26 protein-coding genes and 1 riboswitch are annotated in these 20580 nt (G+C 66.0%); of the genes, 13 read left to right on the forward strand and 13 right to left on the reverse strand.

What is annotated here, in order from left to right:
- Window positions 1–95 precede the first annotated feature (95 nt).
- Window positions 96–605 carry a ribonuclease E activity regulator RraA gene (rraA, locus tag KAQ61_RS07910; RefSeq protein ID WP_210931239.1) on the reverse strand — a complete coding sequence of 170 codons (510 nt, stop codon included), beginning with the start codon at window positions 603–605 and terminating at the stop codon, window positions 96–98.
- A gap of 108 nt (window positions 606–713) precedes the next feature.
- Window positions 714–944, reverse strand: a complete 231-nt coding sequence (locus KAQ61_RS07915; RefSeq protein ID WP_162524685.1) for a hypothetical protein — start codon at window positions 942–944, stop codon at window positions 714–716.
- Between KAQ61_RS07915 and KAQ61_RS07920 the strand changes: the two genes are divergently transcribed.
- From KAQ61_RS07920 to hemP, 6 genes are all read left to right on the forward strand, one after another.
- Window positions 871–1170 carry an SWIB/MDM2 domain-containing protein gene (locus KAQ61_RS07920; protein WP_042416534.1) on the forward strand — a complete coding sequence of 100 codons (300 nt, stop codon included), beginning with the start codon at window positions 871–873 and terminating at the stop codon, window positions 1168–1170. The genes KAQ61_RS07915 and KAQ61_RS07920 overlap by 74 nt on opposite strands.
- Before the next feature lie 156 nt (window positions 1171–1326).
- Window positions 1327–1599: a (2Fe-2S)-binding protein gene (locus KAQ61_RS07925; protein WP_081888958.1), complete on the forward strand. Its 273-nt coding sequence runs from the start codon at window positions 1327–1329 to the stop codon at window positions 1597–1599.
- Window positions 1600–1741: 142 nt separating this feature from the next.
- Window positions 1742–2458 (forward strand): energy transducer TonB, encoded by a 717-nt coding sequence (locus tag KAQ61_RS07930; RefSeq protein WP_210931242.1) that lies wholly within the window; start codon window positions 1742–1744, stop codon window positions 2456–2458.
- A 21-nt stretch (window positions 2459–2479) separates the two neighbouring features.
- A complete protein-coding gene (locus KAQ61_RS07935) occupies window positions 2480–3211 on the forward strand; it encodes a MotA/TolQ/ExbB proton channel family protein (protein ID WP_043386915.1) in 732 nt (243 codons plus the stop codon).
- A 3-nt stretch (window positions 3212–3214) separates the two neighbouring features.
- A complete protein-coding gene (locus KAQ61_RS07940; RefSeq protein WP_042416545.1) occupies window positions 3215–3625 on the forward strand; it encodes an ExbD/TolR family protein in 411 nt (136 codons plus the stop codon).
- Window positions 3626–3897: 272 nt separating this feature from the next.
- Complete coding sequence (gene hemP / locus KAQ61_RS07945) at window positions 3898–4113, forward strand: hemin uptake protein HemP (protein ID WP_042416549.1); 216 nt, start codon at window positions 3898–3900, stop codon at window positions 4111–4113.
- 167 nt (window positions 4114–4280) lie between these two features.
- On the opposite strand, the gene KAQ61_RS07950 is transcribed toward hemP, so the two are convergent.
- Window positions 4281–4688 (reverse strand): GlcG/HbpS family heme-binding protein, encoded by a 408-nt coding sequence (locus tag KAQ61_RS07950; RefSeq protein WP_210931244.1) that lies wholly within the window; start codon window positions 4686–4688, stop codon window positions 4281–4283.
- A gap of 210 nt (window positions 4689–4898) precedes the next feature.
- Here KAQ61_RS07950 and KAQ61_RS07955 point away from each other — a divergent pair, with 210 nt between their 5' ends.
- On the forward strand, window positions 4899–5591 hold the full coding sequence (locus KAQ61_RS07955) for a Bax inhibitor-1/YccA family protein (RefSeq protein ID WP_210931245.1): 693 nt from the start codon (window positions 4899–4901) through the stop codon (window positions 5589–5591).
- Between the two features lie 106 nt (window positions 5592–5697).
- Window positions 5698–6060, forward strand: coding sequence for a hypothetical protein (locus tag KAQ61_RS07960; protein ID WP_042416558.1), 363 nt, complete (start codon window positions 5698–5700; stop codon window positions 6058–6060).
- A 108-nt stretch (window positions 6061–6168) separates the two neighbouring features.
- Here the strand turns inward: KAQ61_RS07960 and rlmD are convergent, their stop codons facing one another.
- The 6 genes from rlmD to KAQ61_RS07990 form a co-directional block, all read right to left on the reverse strand.
- Entirely contained in the window at window positions 6169–7626 is a 1458-nt protein-coding gene (rlmD, locus tag KAQ61_RS07965; protein WP_244983066.1) for a 23S rRNA (uracil(1939)-C(5))-methyltransferase RlmD, read from the reverse strand.
- Between the two features lie 242 nt (window positions 7627–7868).
- Window positions 7869–8306, reverse strand: a complete 438-nt coding sequence (locus tag KAQ61_RS07970; protein ID WP_244983022.1) for a reverse transcriptase-like protein — start codon at window positions 8304–8306, stop codon at window positions 7869–7871.
- Window positions 8307–8316: 10 nt separating this feature from the next.
- The gene (locus tag KAQ61_RS07975) at window positions 8317–9036 is read right to left on the reverse strand and encodes a LysR substrate-binding domain-containing protein (RefSeq protein WP_338026774.1); all 720 of its coding nucleotides are present in this window, start codon (window positions 9034–9036) and stop codon (window positions 8317–8319) included.
- Between the two features lie 45 nt (window positions 9037–9081).
- On the reverse strand, window positions 9082–9549 hold the full coding sequence (locus KAQ61_RS07980) for a VOC family protein (protein WP_210931249.1): 468 nt from the start codon (window positions 9547–9549) through the stop codon (window positions 9082–9084).
- Window positions 9546–9752: a hypothetical protein gene (locus KAQ61_RS07985; protein ID WP_210931251.1), complete on the reverse strand. Its 207-nt coding sequence runs from the start codon at window positions 9750–9752 to the stop codon at window positions 9546–9548. Before KAQ61_RS07985 ends, KAQ61_RS07980 begins: the two co-directional genes overlap by 4 nt.
- Window positions 9753–9816: 64 nt before the next feature.
- On the reverse strand, window positions 9817–10845 hold the full coding sequence (locus KAQ61_RS07990; protein WP_042416566.1) for a sulfate ABC transporter substrate-binding protein: 1029 nt from the start codon (window positions 10843–10845) through the stop codon (window positions 9817–9819).
- A gap of 140 nt (window positions 10846–10985) precedes the next feature.
- On the opposite strand from KAQ61_RS07990, the gene KAQ61_RS07995 reads away from it, so the two are divergent.
- The 3 genes from KAQ61_RS07995 to mnmC1 all read left to right on the forward strand — a co-directional run bounded on the left by KAQ61_RS07995 (window position 10986) and on the right by mnmC1 (window position 14359).
- Entirely contained in the window at window positions 10986–11261 is a 276-nt protein-coding gene (locus KAQ61_RS07995) for an oxidative damage protection protein (RefSeq protein WP_042416570.1), read from the forward strand.
- 296 nt (window positions 11262–11557) lie between these two features.
- Window positions 11558–11656: riboswitch (glycine riboswitch) on the forward strand.
- Between the two features lie 216 nt (window positions 11657–11872).
- Window positions 11873–12529 carry a trimeric intracellular cation channel family protein gene (locus KAQ61_RS08000; RefSeq protein WP_414111679.1) on the forward strand — a complete coding sequence of 219 codons (657 nt, stop codon included), beginning with the start codon at window positions 11873–11875 and terminating at the stop codon, window positions 12527–12529.
- A gap of 36 nt (window positions 12530–12565) precedes the next feature.
- Window positions 12566–14359, forward strand: coding sequence for an FAD-dependent 5-carboxymethylaminomethyl-2-thiouridine(34) oxidoreductase MnmC1 (gene mnmC1 / locus KAQ61_RS18945; protein WP_210931253.1), 1794 nt, complete (start codon window positions 12566–12568; stop codon window positions 14357–14359).
- A gap of 689 nt (window positions 14360–15048) precedes the next feature.
- Here mnmC1 and rocF read toward each other — a convergent pair.
- Complete coding sequence (gene rocF / locus KAQ61_RS08010; RefSeq protein WP_210931255.1) at window positions 15049–16032, reverse strand: arginase; 984 nt, start codon at window positions 16030–16032, stop codon at window positions 15049–15051.
- Window positions 16033–17157: an ornithine cyclodeaminase gene (locus KAQ61_RS08015; protein ID WP_210931257.1), complete on the reverse strand. Its 1125-nt coding sequence runs from the start codon at window positions 17155–17157 to the stop codon at window positions 16033–16035. It abuts the gene before it with no gap.
- Between the two features lie 136 nt (window positions 17158–17293).
- Between KAQ61_RS08015 and KAQ61_RS08020 the strand changes: the two genes are divergently transcribed.
- Together KAQ61_RS08020 and KAQ61_RS08025 are read left to right on the forward strand one after the other, a co-directional pair.
- On the forward strand, window positions 17294–17749 hold the full coding sequence (locus tag KAQ61_RS08020; protein WP_210931790.1) for an Lrp/AsnC family transcriptional regulator: 456 nt from the start codon (window positions 17294–17296) through the stop codon (window positions 17747–17749).
- Between the two features lie 103 nt (window positions 17750–17852).
- The gene (locus KAQ61_RS08025) at window positions 17853–18218 is read left to right on the forward strand and encodes a hypothetical protein (RefSeq protein WP_183302460.1); all 366 of its coding nucleotides are present in this window, start codon (window positions 17853–17855) and stop codon (window positions 18216–18218) included.
- 79 nt (window positions 18219–18297) lie between these two features.
- On the opposite strand, the gene KAQ61_RS08030 is transcribed toward KAQ61_RS08025, so the two are convergent.
- Both KAQ61_RS08030 and KAQ61_RS08035 read right to left on the reverse strand, forming a co-directional pair.
- The gene (locus KAQ61_RS08030; protein WP_210931260.1) at window positions 18298–19740 is read right to left on the reverse strand and encodes a zinc ribbon domain-containing protein; all 1443 of its coding nucleotides are present in this window, start codon (window positions 19738–19740) and stop codon (window positions 18298–18300) included.
- An 86-nt stretch (window positions 19741–19826) separates the two neighbouring features.
- Window positions 19827–20471 carry a hypothetical protein gene (locus tag KAQ61_RS08035; RefSeq protein WP_210931262.1) on the reverse strand — a complete coding sequence of 215 codons (645 nt, stop codon included), beginning with the start codon at window positions 20469–20471 and terminating at the stop codon, window positions 19827–19829.
- Between the last annotated feature and the right edge of the window lie 109 nt (window positions 20472–20580).

The following is a 20580-nucleotide window of genomic DNA, read 5'->3' on the forward strand; positions in this document are numbered from 1 at the left end:
TATCCGTGAAATTTCTTATTGCATTGCAACATTGAGAAATTTTGCAATATGAAAACACATCCTTGCCAAGTGAAAATTGCGGCTGAAAGGCTGATTCAGCTTGCGGCCATGTGCACCGGCCCATGTGTCACCACCACCCCGTCTTCATCCGCATACAGCCAGTCCCCCGGACGCACGGGCACGCCCGCTAGCATCACCGCTACATCCTTTTGGCCTTCGCCGCGCTTCTCAGTGGGCATGGGCATCAGACCCAGGGCCATGATGCCCACCTCCGCACTGCGCAACTCTGCAACGTCGCGCACACACCCATCGACCACCACCCCCGCCCAGCCGTTGCGCGCCGCAGCCGCTGCGAGGTTGCCCCCCACCAGCGCCTTGCGCAGAGACCCGCCGCCGTCCACCACCAAGACCCGCCCGCTCCCGGCAGAGTCCACCGCCCGCTTGACCAGGCTGTTGTCCTCGAAGCACTTTACGGTGGCAACTGGACCCGCAAACTGCCGCATCCCCCCATAGTGGTGAAACACCGGCGGCAACACCCTGAAGGCCCCACCATCCTCACTCTTGTGGGCGTCGCACAGGTCACAGGTCTGAAAATTGACTGGCATCACATCTCCTCTTGAGGGCAGGTCAACGCCCTTGGTTTGATTCTGGATTCACACAGAGGCATGCTCCCATTTCTTGGGCGGACTGGAAAGAAACGGTACGCTTTTGCGTCAAGACGTGCTCTGTTGCAACAACTCTGGTGAAAAAAACTGGTTCGCCCGCTTGGAAAGCCTAATTTTTCCCATTAGCATCAGGCTCAACCAGTCGTGGCGCAGGCCCGCGCCCCGCCAAGCTGGCACAACACCCATCCCAACAAGGAAAGCAAACATGGCAACTGCAAAGAAGGCAACTGCTGCAACCGCAGCTCCCGCAAAAAAGCGCACTCCTAACGCCGCCTTCATGAAACCCCTGACCCCCAGCCCCGCTCTGGCGGCCGTGGTGGGCAAGGATCCTCTGCCCCGCACCGAAATCATCAGCAAGCTGTGGGTCTACATCAAGGCCAACAAGCTGCAAGACGCTGCCAACAAGCGCATGATCAACGCAGATGCCAAGCTCAAGGAAGTGTTCGGCAAGCCCCAAGTTTCGATGTTCGAAATGGCTGGCCTGATCGGCAAGCACGTCAGCTGATTCACCTGGCGCACACACAACCGGCTTCGGCCGGTTTTTTTACGCCCGTCTGCGGCCTCGCTTTAACCCGACACATAGAAAGTGTTTGCAAATGCGATGAATTCGCATTTATAATTTCTGCATCACATCAATAGCCAGCCACAACTGCTTGCAGCCATGATCGTTTGTGTATGCCACCGAGTTTCTGATCGCGAGATCGCGCGCCATGCACATGCGGGCATGAGTTTTGACGAAATTCAATTCGAACTGGGTGTGGCCACCCAATGCGGTCGCTGCGAAACCTGCGCCCGTGACGTGGTGGCCAAGTGCTGCAGCAGCGGTGCTGCGGCGGCCATCCACAACGAAGCCAGCGTACAGACAGTTCAGCTTGCCACCCCTATCTTGGAGAGCAAAGCATGGCATTCGTCTCAACAGTTGCAGGCAGCCTGATTCTGGTTCTGGGCTGCTCATGGTGGATCTTCCGCAAATAGCGGACGCAGCACCGACGCTTTGGGCGTACGATTTCTTCCACCTTGCGCACTAGGCCGCGATGGCAGGCCTGCTGGCTGCGACAGCCGGCTTTTTGATATCTATGTCTCCTTCTGAAAAATTCGCGCCTGCCGGACATTTTGGTCACAAGACCATGATCACCGGCGTGGTGCTGACCTTGCATGCCGCAGGCATCTGGGCCTTGCAAAGCGGTATGGACCGCCCCCCAGAGCCACAGATCATTCCGGCCGAGGTGATTGCCCAATTCATTGCGCCGCCAGCGCCCGAACCCCCCGCTCCCGCACCTGCGGCACCGCCCACCCCGCAGCCGCCCAAGCCCACCCCCAAGCCGCCGCCGCCCAAGCCGCAGCCGGTGCAAAAGGCGCCCCCCATGCCCAAGGCGATTGCGGACCCGACGCCTGCCCCGAATGCCCCCACCGGTACGCTGGACAGCGCACCCGCCGTCAACACGGCGCCGCCCGCCCCGCCCGCGCCACCGGCCCCGTCGACACCGCCAGCCGCACCTTCGGGCGGGGCCGTGCAGCTGCCATCCAGCGACGCCGCCTACCTGAACAATCCACGCCCCGGCTATCCATCGATCAGCCGCCGCATGGGCGAACAAGGCAAGGTGCTGCTGCGCGTGATGGTGAGCGAACAAGGCCTGCCGCAGCAAATTGAAATCAAGACGTCCAGTGGCTATGAGCGCCTGGACAAGGCCGCCATCACCTCCGTGCAGCGCTGGCGCTTTGTGCCCGGCAAGCGCAATGGCGTCCCCGAAGCCATGTGGTACATCGTGCCCATCAATTTCGTTCTCGAATAAACAGTCATCTCAGGAGTTTTCATGGAATCCCAATTCGGCATTGCCCACGTCTGGGCGCAAGGCGACTTTGTCACGCGTGGCGTCGCCATCCTGCTGCTGCTCATGTCGGTCGCCTCGTGGGTCGTGATCATCGTCAAGGCCCTGGGCCTGATGAAGTTCAAGAAGTACGCCAAGGAAGCCAAGGATTTCTGGCACAGCGAAGACTTCGGCGCCGGCCTGAACAAGCTGGACGCCAATCCGTCCAACCCCTTCCGCTACCTGGCCCTGGAAGGCCGCGAAGCCATCGCCCACCACCGCAAGACCAGTGCCCACCTGCACGATGCGCTGGACGTCAGCGACTGGATCACACGCTGCCTGCGCAACGGCATCGATGAGTTCACGGCCCGCCTGCAGTCCGGCTTGGCCATCCTGGCATCGGTCGGCTCCACCGCCCCCTTCGTGGGCCTGTTCGGCACCGTCTGGGGCATCTACCACGCGCTGATCGTGATCGGCACCAGTGGCCAGGCGTCCATCGACAAGGTGGCCGGCCCCATCGGCGAGGCCCTGATCATGACGGCCTTCGGTCTGGCTGTGGCCATCCCCGCCGTGCTGGGCTACAACGCCATCGTGCGCGGCAACAAGGGCGTGCTGGGTGGCCTGAACAGCTTTGCCCACGACCTGCACGCCTTCTTCGTGACTGGCGCCCGCATGACCGTGGACACATCCAGCAACGGCACCGACGGCAAGGTGCTGCCGATCAAGAAAGGCGCGTAAGCCATGGCCTTCGGCACCCAAGACGACAGCGATGAAGTCATGAACGAAATCAACATGACGCCCCTGGTGGACGTCATGCTGGTGCTGCTCATCGTCTTCATCATCACCGTGCCTGTCATGAAGCATGCGGTGAATGTGGACCTGCCCCGAGCCTCCAACGAGCCCGAGGTGGTCAAGCCCCAGAACATCAGCCTGAGCATCGACGCCCAGGGCCAGTACCACTGGAACAAGGAAGCCATCAGCGACGAACAGCTGGTGGAGCGCCTGAAGGCCGAGGCCGCCAAGGATCCGCAGCCGGACCTGCACATCCACGGCGACAAGCAAGTGCGTTACGAGCGCGTGGCCAAGGCCATGGCGGCGGCCCAGACCTCGGGCATCCGCAAGATCGGCTTCGTGACCGAACCTGAGCGTTGACCGCCGGCTGCATTCCCGAGAACGCCGCCGCCCTGCACGCGCAAGCCTGCAGGGCTTTTTTTAGGGCTTTGCAAAAAAACAGAGCTGTTAGCGCTTGCCATTCCTGGGTTTCAATCACTTTTTGGGCTGAATGCGAATGCAGACGAGCGCCAGGCGCTATCTATTCCTGCATGCAATCCCCTTTTACATCCAGGGACACCGAATAGCGGTTGACGCACGAATAAGAATCGTTATCATTAAAAAACATTCACACCAACCCAACACTTCGCACCATGCAAGCCACTCTCACCCTCCCCACCGCGCGCCGCGTTGCAGCCCCATCGTCTGTGCTGTCCGAGCGTGCCAGCCAGCCGGCCAGCGCCGCCGAGGACCTGAGCGTGGACAGCGAGCTGCTGCTGCGTGGCCAGAAATCGGTGTCCATCGTGCACAACGGCGCCACCTACCGCCTGCAGGCCACCAAGCTGGGCAAGCTGATCCTGACCAAATAAACCGTTTCATCGTGGGGCGATTCCGGGTTCACTGGCCCGGCATCGTTTTAGGCCAGCCAACAAGGCGTTCATCGGGCATTGCGTAGCCAGTCCTTTTTTTCCACGAAGCTCCCAACAAAAAAAGCGACCTGACCGGTCGCTTTTTCTATGGCTGCAGAAGCAGCAGCTTACAGGCCCAGCGCGGTAATGCCGGCTTGCGCCACCTGCGCATCTTCGCTGGCCTTCACACCGGAAACACCGACGGCGCCCAGGCACTGGCCGTCCTTGAGGATGGCCACGCCACCTTCCAGCAGGCCATCCACAAAGGGCGCGCTCAGGAAGGCCGTGCGGCCGTTGTTGATCATGTCCTCGAAGGCCTTGGTATCCTTGCGGCCCAGAGCGGCCGAGCGGGCCTTGGCTGGCGCAATGTGCGAGGAGATGGCGGCTGCGCCGTCCAGGCGCTGCAACCACAGCAGGTGGCCGCCATCGTCCACGATGGAGATGGTCACTGGCCAGTGGTTTTTCAGCGCTTCGGCTTCTGCCGCGGCGGCAATTTTCTTGACATCGGCCAATTCCAGTTCAAACTTGCTCTTCATCGCTACGACTCCCACAATTTGTATACAAAACAGGGCAAGCATAGCGACAATCCAGCCCCCCGCCCCAACCTTCTGCGCAAAACATTCCAACCCAAAAACGCGCGGAAAACCGCTGTCCCCTGCGCGGGCGGCGGGAACTTACACCCCGCAACCCTTCTCATAGAATGGACGCCACGGGCATTTCGCCCGTTCAACAGGAGAAAACACTCAATGAACCACCAAGTAAACACTTTGGACTCTGCAAGCTACGGTATCGCGCAGCAGCAGCGCCACAGAGTGCTGCGCAACACCTACTGGCTGCTGGCACTGAGCCTGCTGCCCACCGTGCTGGGCGCCTGGGTTGGTGTGGCCACCGGCATCACGGCCGGCCTGACAGGCTTTGTGGGCCTGCTCGTCTTCATGGGCGGCGCCTTCGGCTTCATGTTCGCCATCGAAAAAACCAAGCACTCGGCCGCAGGCGTGCCCGTGCTGCTGGGCTTTACCTTCTTCATGGGCCTGATGCTGTCGCGCATGATTGCCATGGTGCTGGGCTTCAGCAACGGCGCACAGCTGATCATGACCGCCTTTGCGGGCACGGCCGGCGTGTTCTTCGTCATGGCCTCGCTGGCCACCGTCATCAAGCGTGACATCTCCGGCATGGGCAAGTGGCTGTTCGTCGGCGCGCTGGTGCTGATGGTGGGTGCCGTCATCAACGTGTTCGTGGGTTCCACCGCGGGCATGATGGCGATTTCCATGCTGGCCATCGGCATCTTCTCGGCCTACATGCTGTACGACATCAAGCAGATCATCGACGGCGGCGAGACCAACTACATCAGCGCCACCCTGGCCCTGTACCTGGACATCTTCAACGTGTTCCAGAGCCTGCTGGCCCTGCTGGGCATCATGGGCGGCGAACGCGACTGATGCGCAGTGGATCGCCACACGACAAAAAAGCCCCTTCGGGGGCTTTTTTTACGTCCGCGCGAAGAAACCCTTAATATTGTCTGCAGCTTGTCGATACCACTGACACATGCCAAAACATCTCCACTCCTTCCGCCCTGCCTTCTTGCTGCTGCCGCTGGCCGCAGGCTTGCTGGCAGGTTGTCTTGAACAGGTGCCGGGTCTGGGTCCGGACCCCCGCATGGTGATCCGCGAGAACGAGGCCAAGGCCATCGGCAGCGCCTGCCGCCATGCCATGCGCGGCATCGAAGACTGCTACACCCTCAACCCCAAGGCGCCCAAGGCCATGGTGTTCGCCGGCTGGAAGGAGATGGACGAGTACATGCGCGAGCACAAGCTGGAGGGCACGCCCTCGGTGCTGACGCAAAAGCCCGAGCCTGCACGCGCCCGCGAAGACGACGTCGAAACCGAATACACCCGCCCCCGCAGCTGAGCGGGCGCCCAGCCCCCACAAAAAAGCCCGGATGAGCGCAAGGCTCTCCGGGCTTTTTTGTGGCGTGTCACACCCAGGGCAGCAACGCCGCCCCGGTCAGGTACACCCTCAGTGGGCGCGCTCGAACACGGCCATCGATTCCACGTGGGCCGTGTGCGGAAACATGTTGACCACGCCGGCGGCCACGCAGCGGTAGCCCGCCTGGTGGACCAGCAGGCCGGCATCGCGCGCCAGCGTGGCGGGGTTGCAGCTGACGTAGACAATGCGCTCGGGGAACTGCCAGGCCTCGTGGCCTTCGGGCAGCGGGGGCAGCAGGTCGGGCTGCTCTTGCGTGGCCACGCCGGTCTGCTTGGCGCCGATGCGGATCTGGTGGATGTCGGCCAGCGCCTTGGACAGGGCGAACGCGCCCTCGCGCGGGGGGTCCACCAGCCACTTGTCGGCATTGCCGTCGGCCATCAGCAGCGCCGGCGTCATGTTGAACAGGTTGCGGCCCACAAAGCGGGTCGGAGCCAGCTGATCGCCCTGCGCGCGCGTGGCGTTGTTGGCGGCGTAGTTCTCGTGCGAGCGCTGCACCAGCGCGTCCGAGCCCTCGATGCCCAGCACCTCGCGCGCCATGGTGGCCAGCGGCAGCGTGAAGTTGCCCAGGCCGCAGAACCAGTCGATCACACGGTCGCTCTTTTGCGCATCCAGCAGGCGCAGCGAACGTGTCACCAGCACACGGTTGATGTGCGGATTGACCTGGGTGAAGTCCGTGGGCTTGAACGGCATGGTGATGCCGAAGTCCGGCAGCGCATACGACAGCTGCGGGCCAACCGGGTCCATCAGATGCACGGTGTCCGGGCCCTTGGGCTGCAGCCACCACTGCACGTTCTGTGCGGCGGCAAAGTCGCGCAGGCGCTGCAGGTCGGCGTCGGACAGCGGCTCCAGGTGGCGCAGCACCAGGGCGGTGACATGGTCACCACAGGCCACCTCGATTTGCGGGCAGGTCTCGCGCGCATCCAGGCTGGCGATCAGCGCGCGCATGGGCATCAGCATGGCGTCCACGTGGGGTGGCAGCACCTTGCAGGTTTCCATGTCGGCGATGTAGCGGCTCTTGCGCTCGTGGAAGCCCACCAGCACCTTGCCCTTCTTGATCACATAGCGCACCGACAGGCGGGCGCGATATCGGTAGCCCCAGGCCGGGCCTTCGATGGGACGCAGCAGGGTCTCGGGCTTGACCTTGCCCAGGTGCCACAGGTTGTCCTCCAGCACGCGCTGCTTGACGGCCACCTGGGCCGCCACGTGCATGTGCTGCATCTTGCAGCCGCCGCAGGCACCGTCGTGCAGGCCGAAGTTGGGGCAGCCGGGCTGCACGCGCTGTGCGGATTCGCGGTGGATCTCGCGCAGGCTGGCGGCTTCCCAGTTGTTCTTCTTGCGGTGCACGTTGGCCGTGACCAGCTCGGTGGGCAAAGCCCCGTCGATGAACACCACCTTGCCATCGGGCTTGCGGGCCACGCCCTTGGCTTCCATGTCCATGGACACCACTTCCAGCCAGCCTTCGGGCAGGCTGGGGTTGGCGGCGGGCATGTCGGCGTACTCGGTATCGGGGGAAATCTTGTCGTTCTGGTCACTCATGATGGGCGACATTGTCTCAGGCTCTGAGTACCTTGCGCGGCAACAGGAAAGCGGGGCCCCCACGTGGATGGCGCATGGCAGCAGGCCGGGCCGGCACAGCCGCGCCCCCGGTCCTCACGGCACGGCTGCACCAGATTTTCTAGCCAAAAATGGTACCAGCGCTTACGCAGACTGCGCTGTGCGCTATGTTTTTCTCAAACCTCCAGCGCCTCGGCGGCCGCGCGCGCCAGGGCATCGGCCTCGCTGTTGCAGCGCCGCGGCACCCAGCGCAACTGCACCGTGCCCAGGGCCTGCAAGGCCTGGCGCGCCTGGGCGAACAGCGGCTCCATCCGCACGATCGGCCGCGGTGGGCGGCCGGGGGCTGGCGCCAGCTGCTCCAGCAGCACATGGCTGTCGGTGTAGACGCGCAGGGCCTGGGCCCCGGCCTGCTGCGCGGCCTGCAGGCCGTCGAGCAAGGCGGTCAGCTCGGCCTCGTTGTTGCAGCCGGTGTGCGGCAGGCGCCGCGCCGCGCGGTGGTGGGACCCATCGGGGCCGGTGAGCACCAGGCCCACCGCCATGCGCCCCGGGTTGGGCATGGCCGAGCCATCGATGTGCAGGATCCAGAAATGAGGGGGTGGGTAAGCGCGCAACACGGGCCCGACTCTACACCGCCGGCGCCTTGCCTTGCAGGGTCTGCGCGATCACCTCCCGCGTCAGCGTGGGCACGAAGCGCTGCATGAAGTCGTAGGCATAGCCGCGCAGCCAGGCACCGCGGCGCAGCCCCAGGCGGGTGACGTTCACCTCGAACAAATGCCCTGCATCCAGGGCGTGCAGGTGCAGGTCGCGCTCGGGATCGAGCGCCACCGAGGCGACGATGCCCACACCCATGCCCAGCTCCACATAGGTCTTGATCACATCGGCGTCCATGGCGGTCAGCACCACGTCGGGTGCCAGGCCCTCGCGCTCAAAGGCCTCGTCGATGTGGGCGCGCCCGGTATAGCCCTGCTCGTAAGTGATGATGGGAAAGGCCGCCAGGTCCTGCAGGGTCAGCGGCAGCTCATGCTGCAGCAGCGGGTGGCCGGGCGGCAGCACCACGCTGTGCGTCCAGCGGTAGCAAGGCAGCGTGACCAGGCCCTCGTAGCCGGCCAGGGCCTCGGTGGCCACGCCCAGGTCGGCCTCGCCGCTGAGCAGCATCTGCGCCACCTGCTTGGGCGAGCCCTGGTGCAGGTGCAAGCGCACCTGGGGGTAATGCTGGCGGAACTCCTGCACCACCTGCGGCAGCGCATAGCGCGCCTGGCTGTGCGTGGCGGCGATCGACAGCTGAAGCCGCTGCGCACGGCCTCGCGCACGGAGCGCAATTGCTGGAAATTCATATACTATCAAAACAGAAGCTGTCAGCGCTTGACCAGCAAGCGTTGACAGCCAATTTCATGCAGCTACCGTCCAGGCACTGTCCACGGGGGCCTGCTGCTGGCCTGCCGGCTGCGCCGCCGGGGCGGCACGCGGCCGTGGGGCGGCCAGCGGCGCGGGTTGCAGCAGCTCCAGCGTGTTGCCGGCGGGGTCCTTGGCGTAAAAGCGCCAGCCCTCGGCCACGCGCACCACGGCCAGGGCCGTGGCGCCCTGGGCCTGCAGGCGCTGCTGCAGCGCCTCCACCCCGGCGACCTGCAAGGCCAGGTGCCCCAGGCATTCGCAGCCGTGGCCCGGGGTGGTGCGCGGCACCAGGTCGATGCGCTGGGCACCGGCCAGGTAGGCCTGCACCTGGGCATGCATGATCCGTGGCAGCCCCAGGCCCTCGCTGTAGAAACGTTCCACCTGCGCCTGCAGGTGGGCCGGGTAGGGCAGCTGCACATGGTGCACGCCCAGCACCACGCCATCGGCAGGCAGGCGGGCACTCATGCTGCCAGCCCCCAGGCCCGCAACGCCGCGCACGGCGAGGTGGCATGGCCGCAGCGCTGCACCTGCGGTGTGCGCTGCGGGCGCGGCATGGCCCCCATGCCCCATTGCTGCGCCGTGGTGCGCAGCACGCGCAGGGCGTGCACGCACAACACGTCGCGCGACGTGGCGACAGGGGCTGCGATGGAAACGATGGGGGTGGACATGGTGCGCTCCTTCAAACAATCGGGGCGGCGCGCAACGCCGCCCCCGGGCCGCTGGTGCGGCACATCACTTCTTGGTGTAGATCTGGTCGAAACTGCCGCCGTCGGCAAAGTGGGCCTTGTCGGCCTTGGCCCAGCCGCCAAAGGCCTGGTCGATGGTGAACAGCTCCAGCTTGGGGAACTGCTTGGCGAAGTCGGCCTTGATCTTCTCGTTGGTGGGGCGGTAGAAGTTGCGCGCGGCAATCTGCTGGCCTTCGTCGGAGTACAGGTATTCCAGGTAGGCCTGGGCCACCTTGCGCGTGCCCTTCTTGTCCACCACCTTGTCGACCACCGCCACCGTGGGCTCGGCCAGGATGGAGATGGACGGCGCGACGATCTCGAACTTCTCGGGGCCGAATTCACGCAGTGCCAGGAAGGCCTCGTTCTCCCAGGCCAGCAGCACATCGCCCACGCCACGCTGCACGAAGGTGATGGTGGAGCCACGGGCGCCGGTGTCCAGCACGGGCACATTGGCAAACAACTGCTTCACGAAATCCTTGGCCTTGGCCTCGTCGCCACCGTTCTTGCGCTTGGCGTATTCCCAGGCGGCCAGGTAGTTCCAGCGCGCACCGCCGCTGGTCTTGGGGTTGGGGGTGATGACCTGCACGCCGGGCTTGACCAGGTCGTTCCAGTCCTTCAGGCCCTTGGGGTTGCCCTTCTTGACCAGGAACACGATGGTGGAGGTGTAGGGCGCGCTGTTGAGCGGCAGCTTCTTTTGCCAGTCGGCCGACAGGTAGTTGCCGTTCTTCACCAGGGCATCCACATCCCCCGCCAGGGCCAGGGTGGCCACATCGGATTCGATGCCGTCGATGATGGAGCGCGCCTGCTTGCCCGAACCACCGTGCGACTGCTTGATGGTCACGTCCTGGCCGGTCTGGGCCTTCCAGTGCTTGGCAAACGCCTTGTTGTACTCGACGTACAGCTCCCGGGTGGGGTCATAGGACACGTTCAGCAGGGTGACCGGGTCGGCCGCGAATGTCGGCAAAGCCGTGAAGGAGAAGCCCGCCAGAAGGCTGAGGGCAACGGGAATCTTGATAAAGTTGCGGCGATCGTTCATTGTTGGCTTTCTGGGTTGTGCTGGGAAATACGGTCCGTTTCACCGTTGAATGGCATTCTGAAAGCAAGCCAACAAAACTTAAACCAATAAGATTTCAGTTCTTTATTACCTAAACATCTGAAATCAACCGAGGACACCCCATGGCACGTACCGTTCAATGCATCAAACTGGGTCAGGAAGCCGAAGGCTTGGACTTTCCCCCCTACCCCGGTGAACTGGGCAAGCGCATTTTTGAAAATGTGAGCAAGCAAGCCTGGGCCGACTGGCTCAAGCACCAGACCATGCTGGTGAACGAAAACCGCCTGAACCTGGCCGATGCCCGCGCCCGCCAATACCTGGCCCGCCAGATGGAAAACCACTTCTTCGGCGCAGGCGCGGACGCTGCCGCCGGTTACGTGCCTCCCAGCGCGCAGTAATCCCCAGTGAAGTGGTTGCCCCCAACCACTTCGTCGGTAGCGACGCAGCGGCGGGCTACATGCCCGTCGGCATCCGGCACGGCAGGCGCTGCAGCGAGGGGCGTCACAAGCACGGCTTCGGCAGCGGTGACACAGGGGTTGGGCGGCATGCCCTGCACCGGCTGGCCTGACACCGCATGGCAGGACCGCGGTTCCGCCAAAGCCTCCCGCCCACCGGCCCCACAGGCCGGTTTTTTTATGGGCCGGCAAGTCCCCCTGGGCGTTTGGGTCTTGCACGCAGGCCATAATCGCAGCTTTTGTTTTCCGTGGGAGAGCGAGGCAGCCACACCGGGCCGGCCTCCGCCGAAGGCGCAAACTCCCATAATCGCTCAGGCACCCAGCACCACGGAACACACATGCCGACTGGAGAGCAGCCGGGACCTTGGCACAAGGTCAGCCGGCTCACCGAAGGGGCAAGCGCACGCATGACGAACATGCGCCGTGCAAAAACTCTCAGGTAAAAGGACAGCGGGAGAGGCTCATCCATGCCCCCATGGCAGCTGCTGCATTGCAGGCCTGGGCGTGTGGGTCTCACCCTTGTGCGCCCATGGGCGCTGCCTGCCGTGTCCGTCCTGTCCGATTTCCTGCACTCCGCCGCCAGCGTCCAGCTGGACGTCATCCTCGTCATCTACCTGATCGCCATCACGGCCGAAGCCATGTCCGGCGCGCTGGCCGCCGGGCGTCGCAACATGGACATCTTTGGCGTGGTCGTGATCGCCTTCGTCACCGCCCTGGGTGGCGGCACCATCCGCGACATGGTGCTGGGCAACTACCCCATCGGCTGGACCCAGCATCCGGCCTATGTCTACCTGGTGGTGTCTGCGGGCCTCTTGACCACCGTCATTGCACGCTACATGCAACGCATGAAACATGTGTTCCTGCTGCTGGATGCCATGGGGCTGATTGCCTTCTCGCTGATCGGCAGCAACGTGGCCATCAAGCTGGGGTATGACCCGCTGGTGGTCGTCATGGCTGGCATGATCACCGGCATCAGCGGCGGCATTCTGCGCGATGTGCTGTGCAACCAGGTGCCCGTGGTCTTCCGCCGCGAGCTGTATGCCAGCGTCTCCATGCTGGTCTGCCTGCTCTACCTGGGCCTGCAGGCGCTGGAGGTGTCGATCGGCATCAGCACCGCCCTGTGCTTTGCCGGGGGGCTGGGCCTGCGCCTGGCCGCCATCCGCTTTGGCTGGCGCCTGCCCGTGTTCTCCTACCAGCAGCGCTGGGAGTGAGCCCCGCAGGCGATCGCGCCTGATTTATTCATAGATATGCATTTTCCACCTGCACTGCTGTTCCCCTCCTCCCCGTTGCTCGCCTGGCAAGGCCGCCCCAGCTGGCGCTTGCTGAGCACCGATTTCGGCCACGGGGACAGCTTTCTGCAGGTCTGGTCCGCCTGGCAGGCCGACCCCGCGCGCAGCGCCCAATTGCACGTCACCGCCGTGCTGGCACAGCCCGTGACCGCCCAGCAGGTGCTGGCCCAGGCCCCGGCGGCGCTGCAGCCCCAGGCCCAGGCATTGGCCGACCAGCTGTACGGCCTGCTGCCCGGTGTGCACCGCCTGGGCTTTGACCACGGCCGCGTGCTGCTGACGCTGTGGGTGGGCGAGGCGCACAGCCTGCTGCGCCAGCAGCACAGCGTGGCCGATGCCGTGCTGCTGCACACCCCCTGGGCCAGCGATGCCCACAGCCTCAAGGCCCTGGCGCGCCACTGCCGGCGGGGCACAGTGCTGGCCGTCACCCCTGCGGACGCTGCCCTGCAGCAGGCCCTGGCGGGCGTGGGCTTTGTGGCGGACACCACGGCGACCACCCCGGTGCTGCGGTTCGACCCACGCTGGGAGCCGCGCCAGCGCAGCTCCAGCCCGCCCATCGCCACCCAGCCGGGCACTGCCTTGGTGGTGGGCGCGGGCCTGGCGGGTGCCGCCGTGGCCCACAGCCTGGCGCTGCGCGGCTGGCAGGTCACGGTGCTGGGCCAGGGCCAGGACCCGGCCGATGGGGCTTCCGGCCTGCCGGCTGGGCTGTTCTGCCCCCATGTCTCGCCCGACGACAGCGTGCTCTCGCGCCTGTCACGCAGCGGCGTGCGCATGACGCTGCAGCGCCTGCGCGATGTCTGCCACGAAGGCCAGGACTGGGGCCACAGCGGCGTGCTGGAGCATTGCACCGACGGCGGCACCGGCCTGCCCGCCGACTGGGCCCACGGCCCCGGCGCCGACTGGAGCCACGCCACCACGCCAGAGCAGCTGCAGGCCGCCGGCCTGCCCGCAGACACCACCGCCTGCTGGCACGCCCAGGCCGGCTGGGTGCGCCCGGCCCAGCTGGTGCAGGCGCAACTGCAGCACCCCTTGATTCAGTTCCGCGGCCAGACCCCGGTGGCGCAGCTGCGTGCCACGGACACCGGCCTCTGGCAGGCCCTGGATGCCGAAGGCCAAGTGCTGGCCCAGGCCGATGTCGCCCTGCTGGCCTGCGGCCCGGGCACTGCGGCGCTGTTGCCGGCGGGCACCGCCTGGACCCTGCAGGCGCTGCGCGGCCAGATCACCTGGGGCTGGCACACCCCCGCCAACGCCACCGCGCTGCCGCCCTTCCCCGTCAACGGCAATGGCAACCTGGTCACCCATGTGCCCCTGGCCCCCGGCGCGGCCTGGGTCATGGGCTCCACCTTCGAGCGCGATGTGGACACCCTGCCCATCTCCGCCGAAGACCAGATGGCCGCCCACGCGGTGAATTACGACAAGCTCGCCACGCTGCTGCCCGCCAGCGCTGCGCCGATGGCGCCATGGTTCACGCCGGGCGACGAACGCTGCCAGCCCACCTGGGGCCGCGTGCGCGTGGCCAGCCACGACCGCCTGCCGATTGCCGGCCCGGTGGGCGATGCCACCCCGGGCCTGTGGGCACTGACCGCCCTGGGGGCCCGTGGCCTGACCCTGTCCGTGCTGTGCGGCGAGCTGATCGCCGCCCAACTACACGGCGAACCGCTGCCGCTGGACGCCAAGCTGGCCCTGCACCTGGGCACCGAGCGCCTGGCACGCCAGGGACAGAAAGCTGAAGTGGCGCCTTTGCCGGCGAACTGACAAAGATTCATCGAATCAAAAACAAGAGCTGCTGGCGCTTGTCTAGCAAGCGTTAGCAGCCAATTTGGTGCATGCACCAAATTGGCTGCAGCGCCCGAATGCATATTGGGTGGTGTGTTGTGGGGCAAAGGCCGGGGGGCGCCTCGGCAGCCCAGTGACTTTCACGCTGGCGTGGGACGCCACGCACGCTGCGGAGCACCGTGAGTGAAGGCCAAAGCAACGCGTCTGCCGACGGCTGCCTGGGAGAGCGCGCTGCACTCCGACAGTCGCCGAAAGTCAGAAGGACTTCCTCCCGGTGCACGACGCTTGTGCGTACACGGGTGGCGCTGTGCCTCGTCATGCCCGCATGCTTCGCCACAGCGCTGGCTCTTCCCGCAGACCTGCCGCAGCAGCGCTGCGAGACAGGTCTGCTTCGTCACCTGACTTGCCGTGGCTGGTTGAGCGAAGCGCCTCCGGCGCGCAGCGAGTTCCACGGCAAAGCACTCGGCAGAGTCGCCTTTGCTTTGCCTCCTTTCATTTGGCGAGACAAATGAAAGGAGGTCGCCCGCCGGGGCGAACTCCCGGCCTCTGATCACCAAGTCTTCACTGGCGCTGCAACCCGCCGCCCACCAGGCGCAAGCTGTCGCAGCGCAGCGGCGACACAGGGCGGCCACCCACCAAGCCAATGCAAGGCAAACAAAAGCCCCACCTCACCCCCGCACCAAGGTGCTTTTCCCGAACAAACTCTCCACCAAATCCACCACCAGCTCCGCCGTCTGGTTGCGGATGTCCAGCGCCGGGTTCAGCTCCACGATGTCCAGCGAGGCCAGGCGCCCCGTGTCGGCAATCATCTCCATGCACAGCTGGGCCTCGCGGTAATTGGGGCCGCCGCGCACGGTGGTGCCCGTGCCGGGGGCGATCTCGGGGTCCAGGAAATCCACGTCGAAGCTCAGGTGCAGGTGCACGCCCTCGCCGTCCGGGCCATCCAGCCCCGCCAGGGCCTGCTGCATCACGGCACGCATGCCCTGTTCGTCGATAGCGCGCATGTCGAACACCTCCAGCCCCAGGCGCTGGATGATGCGTTTTTCCACCGCATCCACGCTGCGCAGGCCGATCTGACAGATCTGCGGGCCTTGCACGGCGGGGATGGCGCCCGACAGGGCGGCCAGCGGCTCAGGGCCCTGGCCGCACAGGCTGGCCACGGGCATGCCATGCAGGTTGCCGGTGGGGCTGATCTCGGGCAGGTTGCAGTCGGCGTGCGCGTCCAGCCACAGCACGCGCAGGCGCTGGCCGGTGGCGCGGCAGTGGCGCGCGACGGCGCTGATGGAGCCGGTGGCCAGGGTGTGGTCGCCGCCCAGCATGATGGGCATGCGCCCGGCCCGCAGCTGGGCGTACACCGCATCGTGCGCGGCCTGGTTCCAGGCCAAGCATTCGGCATAGTTGCGCAGGCCCTGGGCATCGCGCGGTCCGCGCGGGTTGGGCGGGCCGGCCAGGTTGCCGATGTCCTGCACGTCCACGCCGAATCGGCCCAGCGCCCGGCCCAGCTGGGCCACGCGCAGCGCATCCGGGCCCATGGCGGCGCCCAGGCGGCCGGCGCCCACATCGGTGGGCACGCCGATCAGAGTCACAGCCTTTTTGGCATCCAGCGCTTGCTGGTCTTGTGCCAATAGCTCTTGTTTTTGCAGCTTTTGCATTCACGCCACCTTGTGCAAAACGGGATGCCCCACCCCGGCGGCCGGGTGCAGCAGGGCAAACAAGTCCTTGGGGTCGGCCAAGGTGGGCACCAGCTCGATGGCCGACAGCAGGCCCGCCTGGCGCCCCAGCGCCTGCATGGTACGCAGGGCAGAGTAATCCTCCAGCGCAAAACCCACGGAGTCGAACAGGGTGATCTGCGCCGGCGACACGCGCCCGGGGGCCTGGCCGGTCAGCACGCGCCAGAACTCGGTGACGGCGAAGTCGGCCGGCATCTGCTGCAGCTCGCCTTCGCGGCGGGTCTGGGGCTCGTACTCGACAAACACGCTACTGCGGCGCAGCACCTCGGCCGCCAGCTCGGTCTTGCCGGGGCAGTCGCCGCCGACGGCGTTGAGGTGCATGCCCGGCGCCAGCGCCCGGGCGTCCAGCACCGCGGCGTTGCGCTTGTCGGCGGTGACGGTGGTGACGATGTCCGCCCCCTGCACGGCGGCCTGCACGCTGTCCACGGTCACTGCCTCGGCGCCGTACTGGTCCAGCCACGGCGCCAGGTTGCGCTGCAGCTTGGCCGAGGCGGCCGGGTCCACGTCGAACAGGCGCAGCGTGCGCACGCCCAGCAGGTCCAGGAAGGCCAGGGCCTGGAATTCACTTTGCGCGCCGTTGCCGATCAGCGCCATGCAGCGGCTGTCCGGCCGCGCCAGCCGGCGCGCCACCATGGCCGAGGTGGCGGCGGTGCGCAAGGCGGTGGTCAGCGTCAGCTCGCTGACAAAGCGCGGCGCGCCGGTGGCCACATCGGCCAGGGCGCCAAAGGCCATCACCGTGGGCAGGCCGTGCTGGGTGTTGACGGGGTGGCCGTTGACGTATTTGAAGGCGTAGTCGTGCGCGTCGGCCACGGGCATCAGCTCGATCACGCCGTGGGCGGAATGCGCCGCCGTGCGCGCGCTCTTGTCGAAATCGTTCCAGCGGGCAAAGTCCGCCTCCAGCGCCTGCACCATCTGGCGCAGGCAGGCCACGACGCCGACGCGCGCCACCAGGCGGGCGGCGTCGCTGGCGCTCAAGAACTCGGTGTGCACCGGGCTGGGTGCGGCGTTGCGGGGCAAGCGTTGGGTGGTGGGGGTCACGGGGGTCATAGGTCCTCCTGCCGTGGGGGCTCCAGGGCGATGCGCCAAGCGTGACACAGGTCAAGCACAATTCAAATTGCCAAATCTGACTCAAAATCGTTAAATACCTGTCATTTCGACAGCATGAATTACCACTATGTCCAATCTGGACCAGATCGACCAACGCCTGATCGCCCTGCTGCGCCACAACGCGCGCGAAAGCGTGGCCACGCTGGCGGCGCGGTTGGGTGTCTCGCGCGGCACGGTCACCAACCGCCTGCGCCGGCTGGAGGATGAGGGCGTGATCGCCGGCTACACGCTGCGCCTCAAACCCGCGGCCGACACCGGCGGCCTGCAGGCCTGGATGAGCATTGCCATCGAGGGCAACGATGCCCGGCGCGTGACCGCCAGCCTGCTGGGCGAACCCGCCGTGCAGGCCCTGCACGCCACCAACGGCCAGTGGGACCTGCTGGCCGAGTTGCAGGTGGCCACCCTGCCCGAGCTGGCGCGGGCGCTGGAGCGCATCCGGCTGATCAAGGGCATCAGCCACACGGAAACCAGCATCCACCTGGAGACGCTGCGCGCGCCCCACGGCGCCGGTATTGCGCAAAAAGATAGCTGACGGTGTGGCTGCCTGGGGCATTTCCAAGCACAATCCCCGGCAAAACCACACAACACCAGTGCGACAAGCTCCTGCTTTCTACAACCCTGGAACACGATTGCCCATGTATACCGCCCTGAAACACTCCCACATGCTGCTGGCCGTGCTGACGCTGCTGCTGGCCGTCGGCTTTGCCGCCCTGGCCTGGCAGGCCACGCCCGCCCGCAAGAGCGCGCTGGTCTATGTCTGCACCCGCATCTTTGGCGGCCTGGCCGCGCTGACCGGCCTGGCCATCACCTTCGTCGGCCCCTGGCAGCAGATGATGTACCCCTACATCGGCCTGATCCTGTACGTGGTGCACGGCCTGGCGATCGGCTTTGCCAAGCGCGCCGACAGCCCCGCCAAGCTGGGCCTGCGCCGCAGCCTGCTGGCCGTGCAATTGCTGGCCCTGCTGGCGCTGACCGGCCTGATGGGCGCCAAGCCTTTCTGAGCCCGGCGCCACAACCGCCGCATCAAAAAAGCCCCGCAGGGTGACCCTGCGGGGCTTTTTGCTTTCTGCGCGGTACCGCTCAGGGCTTGAGCTTGTGGCCGCAGTGCTCACAGAAGCTGTCCGTGCGGCCCACCTGACCGTGGCAGCTGGGGCAGCTGGGTGCCGCCGGGGCGGCCTCCTGGGTCTGCGGGACTGCCGCTGGCTGTGCGTCGGCCAGGCGCAGGGCTTCCTGCGCAGCCTGTTGCGCGGCTGCGGCTTGTTCTGCGGCGGCTTGTTCGGCCTGCAGGCGTGTCGCTTCAGCGGCCTGGCGTGCGGCTTCACGCTCGGCAGCCACTGCGGCTTGCTGCTGGGCTTGCTCGGCGGCAGCTTGCTCAGCCTGCAGACGTGCCGCTTCGGCGGCCTGGCGGGCGGCTTCCCGCTCGGCGGCCAATGCGGCCTGCTGCTGGGCTTGCTCAGCAGCAGCGGCCTTGCGTGCTTCGTTGGCGGCGGCAACTTCCTGCGCCTTCTGTGCCGCAACCTGCTTGGCCCGCTCAGCGGCGGCCTTGGCACGTTCCTTGGCTTCTTCGGCGCGCTTGCGCACGTCGCTCCACACACCGTCCAGGGCCTGCTCTTCGCCCGTGCTGTCGATGCTGGCGCTGGCTTGCAGATAGACCAGGTTCTGGCCCATCACCGCCACCTGGCCCAGCAGGGCGAAGATGACGCAGAACAGCACGCCCACACCCAGCCACAGCCCAATCACCGAGCCCGACATACCCATGTGCGACAGGGCCCGGGGGCCCATGTACATCAGGCCTTCCAGCCCCATGCCCCCCGCGCCACCACCGGCAATGCCGGTGCCCATGGCCGTCAGGCTGATCGACGCCGGCAGCAGGCCCATGAACAGCAGGCCGGTGATGACCATCAGGATGACGTAGAGCACGATCTGCATCAGCACCACCTCGACCAGGCGGTTGCGGGCGATGCCGATCACGCTGGCCAGGGCGGCCTTGAACGGCAAGCCGCTCCAGACGGCGGGCGCAAACATGGGCGCCACCACGCAGACCCAGGCCACGATCAAGGCGGACGCCGCGATGATCAGCACCGGGTGCGCCACAAAGGCCAGCACCGCCCCCAGGACTGGGATCTTGCAGACGAAGTAGATGATGGCCGCCACCAGGTAGAAGAGCAGCGTGGCCACCAGGGCCAGCAGCGCCAACCCCAGGAACTTGGGCACGCACAGCAGGCCCGCGTAGGCCGCATCGGCAAAACCGCGCACGGCGATGCCCTGGGCCTTGTCCATCAGCATCACACCCACGGCGGAAACGCCGGAGAAGAAAACCACCGCGGTCACCAGCATCAGCAGGCCGAACAGCAGCACGCCGGCAAAGCCGCCCATGCCACGGGCCAGGGCCTGGCTGACAAAGACCAGCAGGCCGCACGCCACCAGCGTGATGAAGCCCATGGCCAGGGGCCGCCATTGCGTCAGGCCTTCGCCCGCGCGCGCCAGCGCCGAAAATTGAATGTTTTGCAGTCTAGAACTCATCCCGTCCCTCTTTCTTTTTGACAAGCGATGGGTGGCGGTGTGCCCGCCATCCCTGGGCCCGCAGTGGTCCGCGGGACCCCATGACCTCACAGGCTGCCGCGGATCGCGCCGGCCTTGACCGTGTAGCGCTCCACCCCGGCAGGCACGTTGGTGGTGGTTTGCTTTTCCACCGTGATGGGCTGCCCAGCCGGGCTCTTGGTGTTGCCCGAAGCGGTGTTGACGCGTTTGGCCTTCACATCGGCCGGGTTCTGCTGCACCAGGATGCTGGCGCTGCCGCGGTTGTCGGCCAGGGTGTTGGCCAGGTCCTTGATCTCGTCCATGGCCTGGGTGTAGCCGTCTTTGCCCTTCCCGCCCAGGGGCATGTCCAGGGTCACGGCATCCAGGGTGCGCATGTTGCGCTTTTGCTGGCTGCGGCTGTCGGTGATGTCGACGTGGATCACGGCCACCTCGCCGGCCACGGCGCGCTGCTTGGGCCCCAGCGGCTGTGTCGCGGCCACGGCGCGCGCCTGGGCCTCGCGGGCGGTCTGGATTTCCTGCTCGAACACGGTCTGCAACTGCTCGAAGCGCCCGCCCTGGCCCGTGCTGGCCATGGCAGCTTCCTGGCCCCCGCAGGCCTTGCCGGTGGCGCGGGCCAGCATGCAGCTGAGCGAATTGCTGGCTTCGTCCATGGTGGCACAGCCTGTCACGGTCAGCAGTGCAGCCACCACCACGGTTGTCTTGATCATTCGCATGGGTTCACCTCTCTCTCGGTCTCTCGGAATCTGTCGGGGAGATGACGGCCACACGGCCCTGGGCCATATGGCGTCCTTCCTCGGTTGTGCGGGTGGATGGGCAGGCCCG

The sequence above is a fragment of the Comamonas aquatica genome (genome assembly GCF_018064205.1).
Lineage (GTDB): Bacteria > Pseudomonadota > Gammaproteobacteria > Burkholderiales > Burkholderiaceae_C > Comamonas > Comamonas aquatica.